General features: G+C 68.2%; 13 protein-coding genes and 1 pseudogene. 8 read left to right on the top strand and 6 right to left on the bottom strand.

All coding sequences use genetic code 11. The features are described 5' to 3' along the window. The first annotated feature begins 340 nt into the window (after positions 1 to 340). On the top strand, positions 341 to 556 hold the full coding sequence (locus Q0R63_RS15995) for a hypothetical protein (RefSeq protein WP_295699368.1): 216 nt from the start codon (positions 341 to 343) through the stop codon (positions 554 to 556). Positions 557 to 580: 24 nt separating this feature from the next. Here the strand turns inward: Q0R63_RS15995 and Q0R63_RS15990 are convergent, their stop codons facing one another. Further along, complete coding sequence (locus tag Q0R63_RS15990) at positions 581 to 1,339, bottom strand: GntR family transcriptional regulator (protein WP_295699365.1); 759 nt, start codon at positions 1,337 to 1,339, stop codon at positions 581 to 583. 202 nt (positions 1,340 to 1,541) lie between these two features. Between Q0R63_RS15990 and Q0R63_RS15985 the strand changes: the two genes are divergently transcribed. The 6 genes from Q0R63_RS15985 to Q0R63_RS15960 are packed head-to-tail and all read left to right on the top strand — an operon-like array spanning position 1,542 to position 8,344. Next, positions 1,542 to 2,492, top strand: a complete 951-nt coding sequence (locus tag Q0R63_RS15985; protein WP_295699363.1) for a proline iminopeptidase-family hydrolase — start codon at positions 1,542 to 1,544, stop codon at positions 2,490 to 2,492. Between the two features lie 14 nt (positions 2,493 to 2,506). Continuing rightward, complete coding sequence (locus Q0R63_RS15980) at positions 2,507 to 4,234, top strand: ABC transporter substrate-binding protein (RefSeq protein WP_295699359.1); 1,728 nt, start codon at positions 2,507 to 2,509, stop codon at positions 4,232 to 4,234. A 7-nt stretch (positions 4,235 to 4,241) separates the two neighbouring features. Then, complete coding sequence (locus Q0R63_RS15975) at positions 4,242 to 5,306, top strand: ABC transporter permease (protein ID WP_295699356.1); 1,065 nt, start codon at positions 4,242 to 4,244, stop codon at positions 5,304 to 5,306. Continuing rightward, positions 5,306 to 6,274, top strand: coding sequence for an ABC transporter permease (locus Q0R63_RS15970; RefSeq protein ID WP_295699353.1), 969 nt, complete (start codon positions 5,306 to 5,308; stop codon positions 6,272 to 6,274). The genes Q0R63_RS15975 and Q0R63_RS15970 overlap by 1 nt, the downstream gene beginning before the upstream one ends. Continuing rightward, positions 6,267 to 7,328, top strand: coding sequence for an ABC transporter ATP-binding protein (locus Q0R63_RS15965; RefSeq protein WP_295699351.1), 1,062 nt, complete (start codon positions 6,267 to 6,269; stop codon positions 7,326 to 7,328). The genes Q0R63_RS15970 and Q0R63_RS15965 overlap by 8 nt, the downstream gene beginning before the upstream one ends. After that, positions 7,325 to 8,344 carry an oligopeptide/dipeptide ABC transporter ATP-binding protein gene (locus Q0R63_RS15960; RefSeq protein WP_295699349.1) on the top strand — a complete coding sequence of 340 codons (1,020 nt, stop codon included), beginning with the start codon at positions 7,325 to 7,327 and terminating at the stop codon, positions 8,342 to 8,344. The genes Q0R63_RS15965 and Q0R63_RS15960 overlap by 4 nt, the downstream gene beginning before the upstream one ends. Positions 8,345 to 8,501: 157 nt before the next feature. Here the strand turns inward: Q0R63_RS15960 and Q0R63_RS24635 are convergent. The 5 genes and pseudogenes from Q0R63_RS24635 to Q0R63_RS15935 all read right to left on the bottom strand — a co-directional run. Next, positions 8,502 to 8,567: pseudogene (locus Q0R63_RS24635) on the bottom strand (hypothetical protein); the annotation flags it as partial. Positions 8,568 to 8,678: 111 nt separating this feature from the next. Continuing rightward, positions 8,679 to 8,951, bottom strand: a complete 273-nt coding sequence (locus tag Q0R63_RS15950) for a hypothetical protein (RefSeq protein ID WP_295699343.1) — start codon at positions 8,949 to 8,951, stop codon at positions 8,679 to 8,681. Further along, entirely contained in the window at positions 8,951 to 9,205 is a 255-nt protein-coding gene (locus tag Q0R63_RS15945) for a hypothetical protein (protein ID WP_295699341.1), read from the bottom strand. Before Q0R63_RS15945 ends, Q0R63_RS15950 begins: the two co-directional genes overlap by 1 nt. Next, positions 9,192 to 9,428 (bottom strand): hypothetical protein, encoded by a 237-nt coding sequence (locus tag Q0R63_RS15940; RefSeq protein ID WP_295699339.1) that lies wholly within the window; start codon positions 9,426 to 9,428, stop codon positions 9,192 to 9,194. The genes Q0R63_RS15945 and Q0R63_RS15940 overlap by 14 nt, the downstream gene beginning before the upstream one ends. A 505-nt stretch (positions 9,429 to 9,933) precedes the next feature. Continuing rightward, positions 9,934 to 14,052: a hypothetical protein gene (locus tag Q0R63_RS15935; RefSeq protein WP_295699336.1), complete on the bottom strand. Its 4,119-nt coding sequence runs from the start codon at positions 14,050 to 14,052 to the stop codon at positions 9,934 to 9,936. 142 nt (positions 14,053 to 14,194) lie between these two features. Between Q0R63_RS15935 and Q0R63_RS15930 the strand changes: the two genes are divergently transcribed. Beyond that, positions 14,195 to 15,119 (top strand): IS5 family transposase gene (locus Q0R63_RS15930; protein WP_295699334.1). Its coding sequence is split into 2 segments (ribosomal slippage): positions 14,195 to 14,554 and positions 14,556 to 15,119, totalling 924 coding nucleotides; the frame shifts between segments, so codons are not numbered across the junction.

The following is a 15,119-nucleotide window of genomic DNA, read 5'->3' as shown; positions in this document are numbered from 1 at the left end:
TGGTGGTCTGGACCTCGATCGGGCCGACGGGCGCGGCGCGTGCACCCCTAGGTCACGGCGGCCGGTGCGTGGGCCTCGGTCCAGGTCCGGTACCCCGCTTCGGTGCGTCTTGCAGGGGTCAACGCTGCGTCCCGCTCGAGGTTTCTGACCTGCTGCACCGAGCACCGGCGCGGCAGGCCACATCGGTCTTGCGCACCACCAGCCCTGAGGCTCCTCGAGGCAGACCACCAGGCCGCAGGGTCGGGCAAAGAGCACCGCCCCTACTGGTCACCGCGGTGGCTGAACCGATCTCCCACCAGCCCAGCTTTTCGGACCCCGACCACGCGCGTAGGCTGAATCCATGGTGGAACGCTGGCGCTCCTCGGCTGCTCGGGACCTCGTCAAGAAGATCCAGAAGGCGGGCGGCGAGGTGGAACGCGCCGGCACCGGCAAGATGAAGGTCTTCGGCCCGCACGGCACGGTGACCATCACGGAACCGTTGTCCGACTCGAGCAAGGACGTGGCGAGGAACAGCGCCGCCCGGTTGATCCTGGAGAAGACCGGCCTCAAGATCTGACGCGGCCGGCGGCGCTCGAGCTGCTCACCGCCCTGGATGCTGAATGTCGGCGCTGCGGGATATCACTTTCCGCAACGTGCGAGCCGACATCGCGAAGTGCTCACGAGCGATGGCGCCGGCGACGGCGACCCTGCCCTCGACGATCGCCGTCACGAGCGCGGTGTGCTCGGTGACCGCCTGCCCGTAGAGGTCGCGGTCGTAAGGTTCGATCGACAGCCCGAGCGACGTCCGGGTCAGCAGCTCGCGGCTGATCGCGGCCATCTGCGGGTTCCCCGTCGCACGCAGTACCCCCTGGTGGATCGCCATGTCGGCCCGATGCTCGTCCTCCGGGGTTCGCGCTCGGACGAAGGCGTCGAGCAGCGACAGCAGCTCGTCGGCGGCCGCGACTGTCCGGACCTCTGCGGCGGTCCGGGCCACCATCTCCTCGTACCGGCAGCGCAGGTCGCCGAGCTCCTCGATCTCGGCGCGGCGGGGGACGAGTGTGCGGCTGACCGCTGCGGCGGACTCGGGCTGCCAGCTCTGCGTGACGAAAGCACCGCCGGCTCGACCTCGCCTGACCTCGACCACGTCGCCCTCCCGGAGCCGGGTCAGGGCCACCCGCACCGTCGAGCGGCTCACCCCGAGAAGCCGGGCCATCTCCCGTTCCGCCGGAAGACGTTCTCCCGGAACGAACTCCCCCAGCGCGAGGGCGGTGAGCAGACGGTCGACGACCTCGTCGACGACCGTCGGGACGGTCAACGGCGCCATGGCGACCGCCTCACTGGCCAAGCCCGTCTTCGCCATCGTTCCCCCTCGTGAAGTCCGCGATCAGCACTACTTTCCACGACCCGTGGGCATCCCACAGGACGGCAGGAGGAAATGAAACACGGATGTTACATAAAAGGTCTTCCCGGCAAACCATTCCGGTGCGAACGTGTCCTGCACGACGGCGCACCGAGCGCTGCCGGTTGGACAGGAGGCCCTGGTGACCATCGCGCAACGAGTCATGCCGAGAGCGAGTCGCGAGGGAACGGTCGACTTCCGCGGTTTCGAGACCTGGTACCGCATCACCGGGGACCTCGACTCCGGGCAGACCCCGCTGGTCGTCCTCCACGGCGGCCCCGGCGTGCCCCACGACTACACCCTGCGGATCGCAGGTGTCGCCGCCACGGGTCGCGCCGTCATCCACTACGACCAGCTCGGCTGCGGCAACTCGACCCACCTCCGCGACCGGGGGGCGGACTTCTGGACGGTGGAGCTCTTCCTCGACGAGCTCGACAACCTGCTGAGCAAGCTCGACGTCGCGGGCGACTACTCGGTGCTCGGTCAGTCGTGGGGCGGGATGCTCGGCGCCGAGCACGCCGCACGGCAGCCGGCCGGTCTGCGCGCCTTGGTCATCGCGAATTCGCCTGCCTCCATGGAGCTCTGGCTCGCCGAGGCCAACCGGCTGCGGGGCGAGCTCCCGGCGGAGGTGCAGGCCACCCTGCTGGCCCACGAGCAGGCCGGGACCACCGACTCGGCCGAGTACGCGGCCGCGGAACAGGTGTTCTACGACCGGCACGTATGCCGTGTGGTGCCCAACCCACCGGAGGTGGCGGCGAGCTTCGCGAAGCTGGCCGAGGACCCCACCGTCTACCACACCATGAACGGGCCCAGCGAGTTCCACGTGATCGGCACCCTCAAAGGGTGGAGCATCGTGGACCGAGCTGGCCGGATCACGGCACCGACCCTGCTCATCAACGGGCGCTACGACGAGGCGACCGACGCCTGCATGCAACCGTTCGCCGACGCGATACCCGACGTGCGGTGGGAGAGGTTCGCCGAGTCGAGTCACCTGCCCCAGGTCGAGGAGGAGGACCGCTACCTCGAGGTGGTCACCAGCTTCCTCGCGTCCGTCCACCAGCACGACCGGCACGACGAGCACGACCAGCACGACCAGCCCCCCACCGAATCCTGACCCGAAGGAACCTGATGAGCTCATCTCGTGTGCGTGCCGGTGCCGCTGTGGGGGCAGCGATCGCCCTGACCTTGTCGGCCTGCACCTCCTCGCCCAGCCCGACCGCCACCGGCACCGCCGGGTCGGGTGCGGCGGACGCGGCCGCTCCTGCCACGTTCCAGACGCAGCACAAGGGCGGTGACCTGAAGCTGCTCGCCAAGGCCGCCGGCGGGACCCTCGACCCCCAGGTGAACTACACGCTGCAGTACTGGCAGCTGTACCAGGCGATGTACGACGGTCTGCTGGCCTTCAAGAAGGTCAACGGCCAACAGTCCTTCACCGTGGTGCCCGATCTGGCGCAGGCGCTGCCGACGGTCAGCAACGGAGGCAAGACCTACAGCTTCACCCTCCGCAAGGGGGTCAAGTTCTCCAACGGGCAGGAGGTCACCGTCACCGACGTCGCCGCATCCTTCAAGCGGATCTTCACGGTCTCCAGCCCGACCGCCGGTTCCTTCTACTCCGGCATCGTGGGAGCCGCGGAGTGCGTGAAGACGCCCGCCACCTGCGACCTCAGCAAGGGCGTCGTCGTCGACAAGGGCGCGGGCACGGTCGTCATCAACCTCATTGCTCCTGATCCCGAGCTCAAGTACAAGCTCTCGGTGCCGCACGCGTCGATCCTGCCCGCCAACTCTCCGCCGAAAGACGCTGGCAGCACACCGATCCCGACCACCGGCCCATACATGATCGCCTCCTACGACCCCAACACCGCACTGACGCTGGTGCGCAACCCCAGCTTCACGGAGTGGTCGCACGACGCGCAGCCCCAGGGTTACTCCGACACCATCACCGAGAGCTTCGGCCTGACGGTCGAGGCGGCGGTGACGGCGGTGGAGAACGGTCAGGCCGATTGGGTCTTCGACCCACCACCGGCTGACCGGCTTCAGGAGATCGGCACCAAGTACGCCAACCAGGCCCACATCAACACCTTGACCGCGATGTGGTACCTGCCGATGAACCACAACCTCGCGCCCTTCGACAACGTCAAGGCGCGCCAGGCCGTCAACTGGGCGGTCGATCGCAATGCTGTCGTGAAGCTCTACGGCGGGGCCAAGCTCGCCCAGCCGGTATGCACGTTCCTGCCCCCCGGATTCCCCGGCCACGCCGACGACTGCCAGTACACCGCCGGCGGAGGGACGACCTGGACCGCCCCCGACCTGGCCAAGGCCAAGCAGCTGGTGCAGGAGTCGGGTACCGCCGGAATGGAGGTCGGCATCGTTACCACGGACGACGAGGTGAACAAGTCGATCGGGCAGTACCTGCAGAGCCTCTTCACCCAGCTCGGCTGGAAGGCCACCCTCAAGCCGATCTCGGCCAACATCCAGTTCACCTACATCCAGAACACCAAGAACAAGGTCCAGATCAGCCTGTCGCAGTGGTACCAGGACTACCCGGCCGCGTCGGACTTCCTCAACGTCCTGACCTCGTGCGCCTCGTTCACCCCGGGTAGCGACTCCTCGATCAACATCTCCGGGCTCTGCGACAAGGCCCACGACGCAACGATGCAGCAGGCTTTGGTGACGGTCCGCACCGACGAGTCGGCCGCGAACGCGCAGTGGGCTGCCGTCGACAAGCAGACGATGTCGGACGCCGTGGTGGCTCCGCTGTTCACGCCCAAGCTGATCGACTTCGTGTCCAGTCGGGTCGGCAACTACCAGTTCAGCAAGCAGTTCTACATGCAGGTCAGCCAGCTGTGGACGAAGTGAGTGGCGGGTGACGGCCACCGCTGACCGGAAGGCCTCGGAAGACTCGCCGGCGGCGCCCACCCCGATCCCGCTCGCGGCCGTCGTCACGTCGCCCGGGCCCTGGGGCACCGCGCTGCGGCAGATTCGACGAAACCGTTCAGCAATGGCCTCGCTGGTGGTGTTCTTCCTGATCCTGGTGGTGTGTCTGCTGGCCCCGTTCTACGCGAGCTCCATCGCCCACACCGACCCCTTCGCGTCGAACGTCGCCGGCACGACGGTGATCGGAGGTCAGACCGTTCCGGTCCTGGCACCGAGCACCACCGGCCTGGGGCTGGGGGTCACCCCCATCGGACCGACGTGGGACCTGACGCACTACTTCCTCGGCTCAGACGGTCAGGGCCGTGACGTCATGGCCCGGCTGCTCTACGGCGGCCGCAACAGCCTGCTGATCGGATTCTCCGCGGCACTGCTCTGTTGTCTGCTCGCCGGGATCATCGGGGTTCTCGCCGGCTACTTCGGCGGCGTCGTCGACGGTGTCCTGTCGCGGCTGCTGGACGTGGTGTGGGCCTTCCCGGTCTACCTGCTGGCGATCAGCCTGTCGGTGGTGCTGCTGACCAGCGGCGTCAGGATCGGTCCGATCTCCATCGGAGCGGGCAGCCTGTGGCTACCGGTGCTGATCATCGGCATCGTCTACGTCCCGTATGTGGCTCGTCCCATTCGTGGCCAGGTGATGGCACTGAAGGAGAAGGAGTTCGTGGCCGCCGCGATCGGGGTGGGGTCCTCGGACCTGCGGATCATGCGCCGGGACGTCGTGCCCAACGTGGCGCCGACGGTGGTGGTGTTCCTGCCCCTCATGACTGCCCTGTCGATGCTCACCGAGTCCGCGCTGTCGTTCCTCTCCGTGGGGGTGCAGCCCCCGCAGGCCAGCTGGGGCACGATCATCAACGACGGACTGGACCTGCTCTACACCAGGCCTGCGGTCACCCTCGCGCCCGGAATCGCGATCGCGCTGACCGCGGTGGTGCTCAACCTGTTCGGTGACGGAGTTCGTGAGGCCCTCGATCCGCGGGCGCGGCTGCGGGGGGCCGGCTGATGGTCCGGTTCGCGCTGGCGCGGTTCGGGGCCGCGGTCTTCGTGCTCGTCTCGATCTCGGTTCTGGTGTTTCTGATCTTCTTCGCCACCCCGGGTGTCGACCCGGCGGCCCGGATCGCGGGCCGCAACGCCGACCAGGCGACGTTGGCGCAGGTGCAGGCCGAGTTCGGGCTGGACCAACCGTTGCCGGTCAGATACGCGCTGATGATGAAGCACCTGTTCGTCGACCGTGACCTGACGTCGTTCGTCAACCGTGGCGTGCTGGTCATCCCGCAGATCGTGCACGCCGTCCCGGTGACCTTGTCCCTGGTGCTGGGGGCGGCGGTCCTCTGGATGGTGGTGGGTGTCGCCATGGGCACCCTGGCCGCGGCGTGGCGTGGCCGCGCAGCCGACCCGCTGATCGTCCTGGTCGGCGTCGTCGGGGTGTCGATACCGGTGTACTGGCTCGGTGAGGTGGTCAACCTGGTCACCCAGAGCCGCCTGCACGACAGCGTGTTCTCCTGGGTGCCGCCGCTGGGCTACGTTCCGCTGACCCAGAACCCGGCCCAGTGGGCACTGCGACTGCTGTTCCCATGGCTGACCCTCGCCGTGCTGTACGCGGGCATCTACGCGCGGGTCCTGCGTTCGGAGATGATGGGCGCGCTCGACGAGGACTACGTCCGGACCGCCCGCGCTAAAGGGGTCTCCGAGCGACGGATCCTGATCAAGCACGCCCTGCGCTGCTCCCTCATCCCGATCGTCTCGCTGTTCGGCCTGGACTTCGGGGCGCTGGTCGGGGGTTCGGCGCTGCTGACCGAGGTGGTGTTCGGGCTCCCGGGGGTGGGGCGGCTGACCTACACCGCCCTGCAGAACCTGGACCTGCCGGTGATCCTCGGCACCGTCCTGTATGCCGCGTTCTTCGTCGTGCTCTCCAACGCCCTCGTGGATCTCGTCTACGCCGCCCTCGACCCGCGGGTGCGCCATGTCTGAACCGCTGCTGGAGGTCGAGGACCTCCGCGTCAGCTTCCGGAGCCGGCGGGGCACCGCCGTCGCCGTCGACGGGTTGTCCTTCTCCCTCGCCCCCGGCGAGGTGCTGGGCGTGGTCGGAGAGTCAGGATCCGGAAAGAGCGTGTCCATGATGAGCATGCTCGGTCTCATCCGGGACCCGAACTGCACGGTGGAGGGGTCCGCCCGGTTCCGGGGCAGTGACCTGGTGGGCATGGCGGACAAGGACCTGCGGGTGCTGCGAGGCCGCGACATCGCGATGATCTTCCAGGACCCCATGACCTCGTTGACCCCGGTCTACACGGTGGGCTGGCACATCGCGGAACAGATCCGGGTGCATCAGTCGATGTCGAAGGCGCGGGCCCGCGCCCGCGCGGTCGAGCTGCTCGCCGAGGTGGGCATTCCCGATCCTGCGCGGCGGATCGACGACTACCCCCACCAGTTCTCCGGCGGCATGCGGCAGCGGGCAGTCATCGCGATGGGTCTGGCCAACAACCCTTCCCTGCTCATCGCCGACGAGCCGACGACCGCCCTCGACGTGACCACCCAGGCACAGGTGCTCGACCTCCTGCGGCGGCTCCGACGCGACCACGGCTCGTCGATCATCCTCATCACCCATGACATGGGCGTGGTCTCTCAGCTCGCCGATCGCGTCCTGGTCATGTATGCCGGGCGGGCCGCCGAGGAGGGCCCCCGGCAGGAGGTCTTCCACCACCCCCGCCATCCCTACACCTGGGGGTTGCTGGGGTCGGTGCCGCGGGCCCGGGCCCCGCGGGTCCGCCGGCTGCCGGCCATCCCCGGGTCACCCGCGTCGGCGCTGGCGGTGCCGTCAGGCTGCGCCTTCGCCCCGCGGTGCCGGTTCGCCCACGACCAGTGCGCGGAGCGACCACCGCTGGCCGGGGCTGACCACCTCGATGCGTGCTGGCTGCCTCGGGACCGCCGACACGAGCTGCGGCACTCGCTCGACGAGGTCGCGACGGCCGCCGGCGACCCGGGTCAGCAGTCGATCATCGTCCCCGCGACGGAGGAGTTCGAGTGACCGAGCGAGGTGAGGTGCTCCTGCGGGCCACCGACGTCGTCAAGCACTTCCCGGTGGCTGGATCGCCGTGGCGGCGTGGCGCCCGACAGGTGGTGCACGCCGTCGACGGGGTGTCCCTGGAGGTGCGTCGGGGTCAGACCCTGGGCATCGTCGGGGAGTCGGGGTGCGGCAAGTCCACCTTGGGGAGGTGTCTCGTGCGCCTGACCGACCTCACGTCCGGCCGGGTGGAGCTCGCCGGCCAGGACATCACGACCCTGTCGCGGCGCCGCCTGCGACCGGTGCGACGCGACATCCAGCTCGTCTTCCAGGACCCGTACTCCTCGTTGAACCCTCGACGTCGGGTCGGGGAGATGGTCGCCGAGGGCATGGAGGTCGCCGGTGAGCGCTCCGGCCGGCAGATCTCGGCGCGCGTCGCCGAGCTGTTCGAGCTGGTGGGTCTGTCCGCCGACCACGTGGACCGCTACCCGCACGAGTTCTCCGGCGGTCAGCGGCAGCGGGTGGGCATCGCCCGCGCCCTGGCCGTAGACCCCCAGCTGATCGTGGCCGACGAGCCCGTGTCCGCGCTGGACGTCTCCATCCAGGCCCAGGTGCTGAACCTGTTCGCGGACCTGCAGGACGAGCTCGGTCTGACCTACGTCTTCATCGCTCACGACCTCGGCGTGGTGCGGCACGTGTCCGACCGGATAGCGGTCATGTACCTCGGAGAGGTCGTGGAGGTCGCGGACGCGGACGATCTCTACGAGGCGCCCGCACATCCCTACACCGAGGCGCTCCTCTCGGCTGCGCCGGAGATCGACGACGGCGTCACCGCGATCGCCCCCGAGCGGATCGTGCTCGTCGGTGACGTGCCCAACCCGGTGAACAAGCCGATGGGGTGTCCGTTCCACCCACGGTGCCCGCACGTGCAGGCGAAGTGCACGGTCGAGCGCCCACCGCTGAGGGAAGTGGCCCCAGGGCGGTCGGCGGCGTGCCACTTCCCCCTCGTCGCCGTGGCGGGCAGACCGGCAGCGCCCTGAGCTGGAGAGGTTTCCCAGAGTGGGCCTCGCCTGTCTGGACACGTACGGACATCTTTGGGTCGTCGCGGCGGGTGCGTTCCACGACGGCATCTCCAGCCAGTACCAGCGTCTGCAGGGCGCGAGCCATCCGGCCGTCACCATCACGGTAGGGGTGGATCATCACGAGGTTGAGGTGGGCCATCGCCGCCATCAGCATCGGGTCCGTGCCGTCGCGCCGAGCCATCTGACCTGTGATGGCGGCGACGAGATCGCCGACGCGCTCCGGCGCTGGACCCTTGAGAGACGGTTGCGCCCGCCAGCACCGGAGCCGTGATCGACACCTCGATCGAGGTGACTACCGGAGGCCGAAGTCGGCGTCGCCCGGCTGGGGTCTCGGGAGGATGCGGGCCTGCTGGGCGCAGTAGCCGACGAGCTGGTCCATGACATCCAGCATGGCGTCCTCATCCTTTGGCGCGAGCAACGCGCGGAGCTGCTCCATGTCCTCGATGAGCACCTCCTCCGACATGCCAAATTCCACGAGCTCCACAATGACTGCACGCAGACTCTGGAATCCGCTTGGCCCCTCAATCGCTTCGAGCATCGAGTCACGGCGTTCGAGTATCCTCATCAGGATCCGGCAATGCGTGGAAACCTGATGCGAGCGGAATCAGCGCAGTATCCAACGATGAGGTCCATAACATCCATGGCCTTGTCCTCGTCTTCTTCAGAAACAAGCTTGCGAATCTGATCAAGATCCTCCAGAAGCACATCGGCCTCAACTCCGTTGTCTGCGAGTCCTTGCACGACGACGCGAAGCTTCACAAAGCCGTCGGAACCCTCCACTGCGTCAAGCATCAAATCACGTCGCTCAAGGGTTGTCATTCGGTATCACCTTTATCCAGGCTCCGCGGGTAGATTGCACGAGCCGTTGATACTCTTCGAAAGTCATCGGTCGGCTTGGCTCGAGATAGCCATGACCATCTGCTCCGCCCGGACGGTACGTGATGCGCGATGGCAAATCTTGCTCATCAATGATGAACATGTCGATCTTCTTGTCGGTCCCTCCGAAATCGATCGGCTTGCGATACGGGAGGATCTGGGCCAACCTCAGAGGCAGCTCCGGCGCCTCGGTTGGTCAATACAAGGGTGGCATCTGTTGACGTCTCCCAGCGCACGGCAGCGGTCATGGTGGCGGTCACTTGAGCCAGCGCAGCCACTCGCCGATCCCGTTGTTCGTCCCCACGGCGAGCAACGTCGTTCTCCGCCATGAGGATCGCAGCATCGGCAGAGGCCTCCGCAGCCTTACGGGCTCGCCGAGCATCCATCACCGCCACAACTGAGACAACAACAGCGACGGCGGCGATGCCCGAGGAGACGAGCGATGACGGGTCCACAAGGACAAGCATCCCGCTCCAAGGAGACCATCGCGCGCAACGGCACTACCGGTCGCCCTATGGGCACGCCTGTCCTCCCGAACCTGGTTGAGAGGCGTGAGGATTGGCTATGCAGCCGGGAAATGAGAGGTACCTGAGGTGGGGGTCAGGCAGGGGTCAGGCCATGGGTCAGGCCTCGTGACGACCAAGACTTGATCGTGAGCAGGTACCGCTTGGTCAACAGGTCCCGTTTTGGGGGGTGAGGTAGCCGATGAGGTCGACGATGAGGTCGGTGGGTGCGGATCCGCCGTTGTGGATGTCGATGGAGCCGTCGGCGCTGAGCTTGCTGATGACCAGGTTGGTGCGGGCGGGTGTGGCGGGGTAGTTGAGGGCGCTGGTGGGGACGGTGACGCCTCGGGGTCCGACCTGGAGGTAGCCGGGGCTGCCTTGGCTGACGACGGCGATCTGGAGGGCGGCGGCGCAGGCACCGGTGGGTGGGGCGACGGGGTTGCCGTTGGAGTCGGTGGCTCCGGTGATCTTCAGGGTGCGGGTGGCGCCGGCGGCCAGGGGTGCGGCGCTGGTGCCGGACAGGCCCGGGTCGTTGGTGTTGAGGATCCGGGCTGCCGGGATGGGGACGTAGGTGCTGGCACCGGCGGGGGGTGTGGTGGTGGTGGGCAGGTAGTAGCCCTGGACGTCGAGGATGACGTCTTGGGTGCCGACGGAGGAGTAGAGCAGGAGCTGGCCGGCGGCGCTGAGCTGGACCTGGGCGGTCGCGGAGGAGGACTGGCCGGCGATGGGGTGCAGGCTGGTCGTTCCGGGTTGGGGCTGTCCGGCGGCCCAGGCCACGAGGGCGGAGGTGCTGGGGGAGCTGGGGGTGGTGATGTTGACGGTGACTGCGGTGGCCCCGGCGGGGACACCGCCGGAGCCGGCGATGGTAACGGTGCGGATCGTCGCGGCGGGGAGTTTCCCGCAGCCGGGGGCGTTGCCGGTGCTGGCGCGGCTGTCGCAGACCCGTGACCCGGCCAGGGGGACGTAGTAGCTGCCGGTGACCCCGGCGGTGGTGGCGTCGGCCTGGTCGGTGTAGTAGCCGACGACGTCGATCAGGACGTCGGCGGTGCCGCCGCCGCCGAGGACGGCGGAGATCTGTCCCTGAGCGTCGGGTACGACGATGGCGGAGTTCGCGACCGGGACACCGGCGGGCAGGTTGATCGTGGATGTCGCGGTCCCGGGCCCGTTGTCACCGAACCGGAGCCACGTCGACTGGGAGGCGTTCAGACCGGTCACGGACACGGCGACGGCGGTGACCCCGGTGGCGGGGACCCCCGCGGTACCGGTCACGGTCCAGGCGCGCCGAGCACTGGTGGTCAGAGTCCCGCCGTTCTGGTTTCCTCGGGTGTCGACCAACCGGGTCGGGCTGAGCGGGACGTACACGTTGCGGGTGGGTGCGACGGTCTGGTTCTCGACCGCCGCGACGGTGGCGCCGAAGGATCCGGTGGCGATCTGTGATGCGGCGGCCGCCGGGGTCTCGCTCAGCTGAAGGGCGCCGGCCGGGGTGAGGGCGACGAGGCTGGGGACGTAGGCGCCGGGTGAGGTGGTGTCGTGCAGGAAGTCGCCCCCGCTGTAGAGGGTGGCTGCCGAGTCTTTGGTGTACCCGGTCCCCTTGAGGGTGCCGGTGGTGCTCAGCCCGGTCGCGGTGCCGAGAAACTGGGTGATGGTGCCGGTGACCCGGTCGCGGATCCACAGGTCGGGGTGTCCGTCATGGTCGACGTCGCCCGGGGCGATGAGGTCCGAGTGCGCGGCGTCGATCGGTGTTAAACCGGGGCCGGTGAGGGTGAGACCGATGGCCGCATTGAGACCTGCGAGTTTGCCTCCTGGGTAGAGCCAAATCTTCTTGTTCTCGATCGTGATGAGGTCGTAAGGGCTGTTGCTGGTGAGGTGTCCGGGCGCGACCATGGCGGTCAGGCTGGACCAGTCGCCGGGGCAGTCGCTGCAGTTGCTGTCGCATCCGAAGTGGGGGACATCAACCGATTGGTTCCCGTTGAAGTGCCCGCTGCCGTCGTTGAGGTAAAGCGTCATCGTCGCTGTCGTCGCGTTGAACGTCTTCCACGCAAAGACATCATCGACGGTGCCGGCGCCGTCGAACGACCCGCGGTGGGTGAGGATGGTGCCGCTCCAGGACCCCCCTGGTCCAACAGCCTTGGGGCTGGCGATGTACGGCCCTTGTGATGGGACGGTGTTGGTGTCGACGACGACGCCGGGGTCCTTGTCCGAGGGGTAGACCCGCAGCCGTCCGTCGGGGGTAGTGGTGATGATGTCGGGGGTGTGGTCACCGTCGATGTCGCCGAGGGTGGGGGTGCTGGCAGGGTTGGCGGGGACGTAGAAGCTGTACTGCTTGGTCTGGCTGGTGTTGCCGGCCTGGTCGATGACCCGCACGAACAGAGTGTTCGTACCCCAACGGCTGGGGGTCACACCGGTGGCGGTGGCTGTCGCGGAGGTGGTGCCGGCGGGGAACGCCTTGGAGCCGCCGACGCTGTTGTTGGCTGGCGGATTGCCCGTGGCTAAGGGGCTGAGCTGCCAGTCGATGCGGGAGACGCCGCTGTGGTCGTCGGTGGCGTTGAGGGTGAAGGTTCCGGCGCTGCCGGCGTGCAGCGTGGTCTGGGTGGCGCTGCCGGACGGGGGGTAGCTGGCGGAGCTGATGGTGCCCATCGTCGGTGGGGTGGTGTCGACGCCGAAGGCGGAGCCGTTGGCGGCGGCGGAGCTGAGGATGCCGTCCGAGGTGTACACCGACCAGCTGTAGTCGTGCCCGTTCGTCAGTACCGGGGTGTCATGGTGGACGGTGCCGGAGGTGACGGCGTTCTCGGTGCTTCTGGCCGCGTTGAGGGGTGTGGCGCCGGTGGTGGTGTCGGTCAGGGTGAAGACCCCGTAGACGACCTGCCCGCCGATGGGGCTGGAGACGGTCGCGGACAGGCTGACCGGGGTGGCGGCGTTGGTGGCACCGATCCAGGTGTTAACCGGGGCGGGGTCGGTGCCGAGGCCGGTCGGGACGTTCGGGGTCCGGTCGTAGACCGTGGTCAAGATCGGGTTGTTCGCAAACCGCATGAACGCGTACGCGTCACCCTCGTTGCCCGTCAGCTGGTAGTTGACGCTGGTGGCGCCGTTGCGGACGGTGGTGCGGATGGACTTGGTCACGTCGAAGTTGACGTTGACCGGGGTCGTGTCCGCGCAGTGGGTGACGTTCTGGGTGTTGGAGTCGGCGTCGGTGCCGGTCACAACACCCGGTTGCGCGTTCCAGGTCGTCTGGGCGCTGAAGCCGCCGACGTAGGTGGCGGTGGCCGAGTAGGCCGGGGCAGGGCAACCCTTCGCGGTATGGGTCACGCTGGTCTGCAGGGTCGCGGAGTTCACGACGGTGTTCGCCAGGCCCTGGGTGTCGAGCTGGAAGAGGGCCCGCTCCACGCCGATGCACCCGGCGTAGTTGTTGTAGCCGACGCCGGGAGCGGCGGACTGGGAGTTGTAGTTGCTGACGTTCGGGCACCCGGACTGGACCCAGGTGAAGTTCTGCCGGTCGCCGCGGGCGGAGAAGTACGGGTCGATGTAGACCGGGTACACGGTGGCAGAGCTGCCCAGCACGCCCTGGTCGGGTTTGACGCTGAGAGTCTGAGTGGTCTCGCCGGCGGAGGTCGTCGGGGCCCCGACGGTCGCGTCGACGACGGCGGTCTTGGCCTGCTCGCCGGGGGCGCTGCCGTCGGAGGGGTCCGGCGGGGGCGCCCCCGGGCTGCCTGGGCTGGAGGGGTTGGCGACGGTGGAGTCCCACATCAACGGGGTCGGAGCGGTGAACTGCAACATGTTTGAGGAGTCCGTGCCGTGCAGGGCGCCGGTGGTGGGGTCGTCGGTGATCTGCAGACCGGGAGCCTTTACGGCGAAGTTGATGCTTTTCAGGGCGGGGTTTGTCGCCGCGGCGGGGGTCTTGACGGCCAGGACCTCACTGAACCCGCCCCCGTCGGTCGCGGTAACGACGAGGTCGACCCCGGGCATGACCTCCGGGTAGGTCGCGGTCGCCCCGCTCAGGACCGGCTGCGGCAACGCGGTGGGGTAGGTGATCGTCAGACTGCGCCCGCCAGCGTCGGTGACCTGGACCAGGGGGCCGCTGCCACCGGCGGAGAACGCGACATCGGTGGGGGCGGCGACCGGGTGAATCATCCCGTCGGCACCCGTCTGCAGGGTGGCATCGACCGGGACCCAGCCCCCGGCGGCGGCGACCCGGGTCGGCAGCAGCGACTGCACCTGGGTGAACGTCCCGTCCGGGTTCGCCGTGGTCTGCGACGTCGGCGTCGTCAGGTCCTGTACGACCTGCTCCACCCCGGTAGCGCGCGCCTGCGCCGCCGCGCCCGACGCGCCCGACGCGCCCGCCGCGCCCGACGCGCCCGACGCGCCCGACGCGCCCGACGCGCCTAGGGCGTGTCTCCAAAAGTCTGGGGGTGGGCTGGGTGATTCTGGGGTCATGTCGCGTACTCAGGTCCTGAATGATGCCCAGTGGAGTCGGATCGTGCCGTTGCTGCCGACCTCGGATGGCAAGCGGGGCAAGCGTTTTGCTGATCACCGACCCTTAGTGGAGGGCATCATGTACCGGTATCGGGCGGGCTGTGCCTGGCGCGATCTGCCGGCAGTGTTCGGGCCGTGGCAGACGGTGTGGAAGCGGCACCGGCGGTTCGCTGGTGACGGGACCTGGGACCGGGTCCTGGCCGTTCTCCTGGCCGAGGCTGACTCGCGGGGGCTGGTCGACTGGAACGTGTCCGTGGACTCCACGGTCAACCGGGCGCACCAGCACGGGACGAACACGACCCGACCTGCCCAGGTCACAGGGGGCAGGATCGAATTACAAGAATTTGCGGGTCGAGCCGGTTGACCATGCGGTAGGCCGCTCCCGCGGGGGGTTGTCGACGAAGATCCACCAGCTGTGCGACGGCACCGGGTTGCCGTTGGTGATGCTGATCGGTCCTGGCCAGAGCGGCGACTCCCCGATGTTGAAGCATCTGTTGGCAGCGTTGAAGATTCATCGCTTGGGTAGGGACGGGCGGTTCGGGCCGGGCCGGCCTCGGACCACCCCGGACGCCCTGCTGGGTGACAAGGCGTACTCCTCGCGCGGGACCCGAGAACTGCTGCGGCTGCGCGGGATCAAGGCCGTCATCCCCGAGCCGTCGGACCAGATCGGGCACCGCAAACGACGGGGCCGGGCCGGGGGCCGACCCCCCACCCTCGACACGATCGCCTACAAAGGCCGCAACGTCGTAGAACGCGGATTCAACACCTTCAAGCAGTGGCGCGCCCTCGCCACCCGCTACGACAAGCTCGCCCTGACCTACCGCGCCGGCGTTGTCCTGCGAGCTGTCGTGCTGTGGCTCAACACATTAGGAGACACGCCCTAG

Source organism: Lapillicoccus sp., from assembly GCF_025353065.1.
Lineage (GTDB): Bacteria > Actinomycetota > Actinomycetes > Actinomycetales > Dermatophilaceae > Lapillicoccus.
The sequence above is the reverse complement of the archived record's forward strand: the minus strand, read 5'-3'. Positions and strand labels throughout refer to the sequence as shown.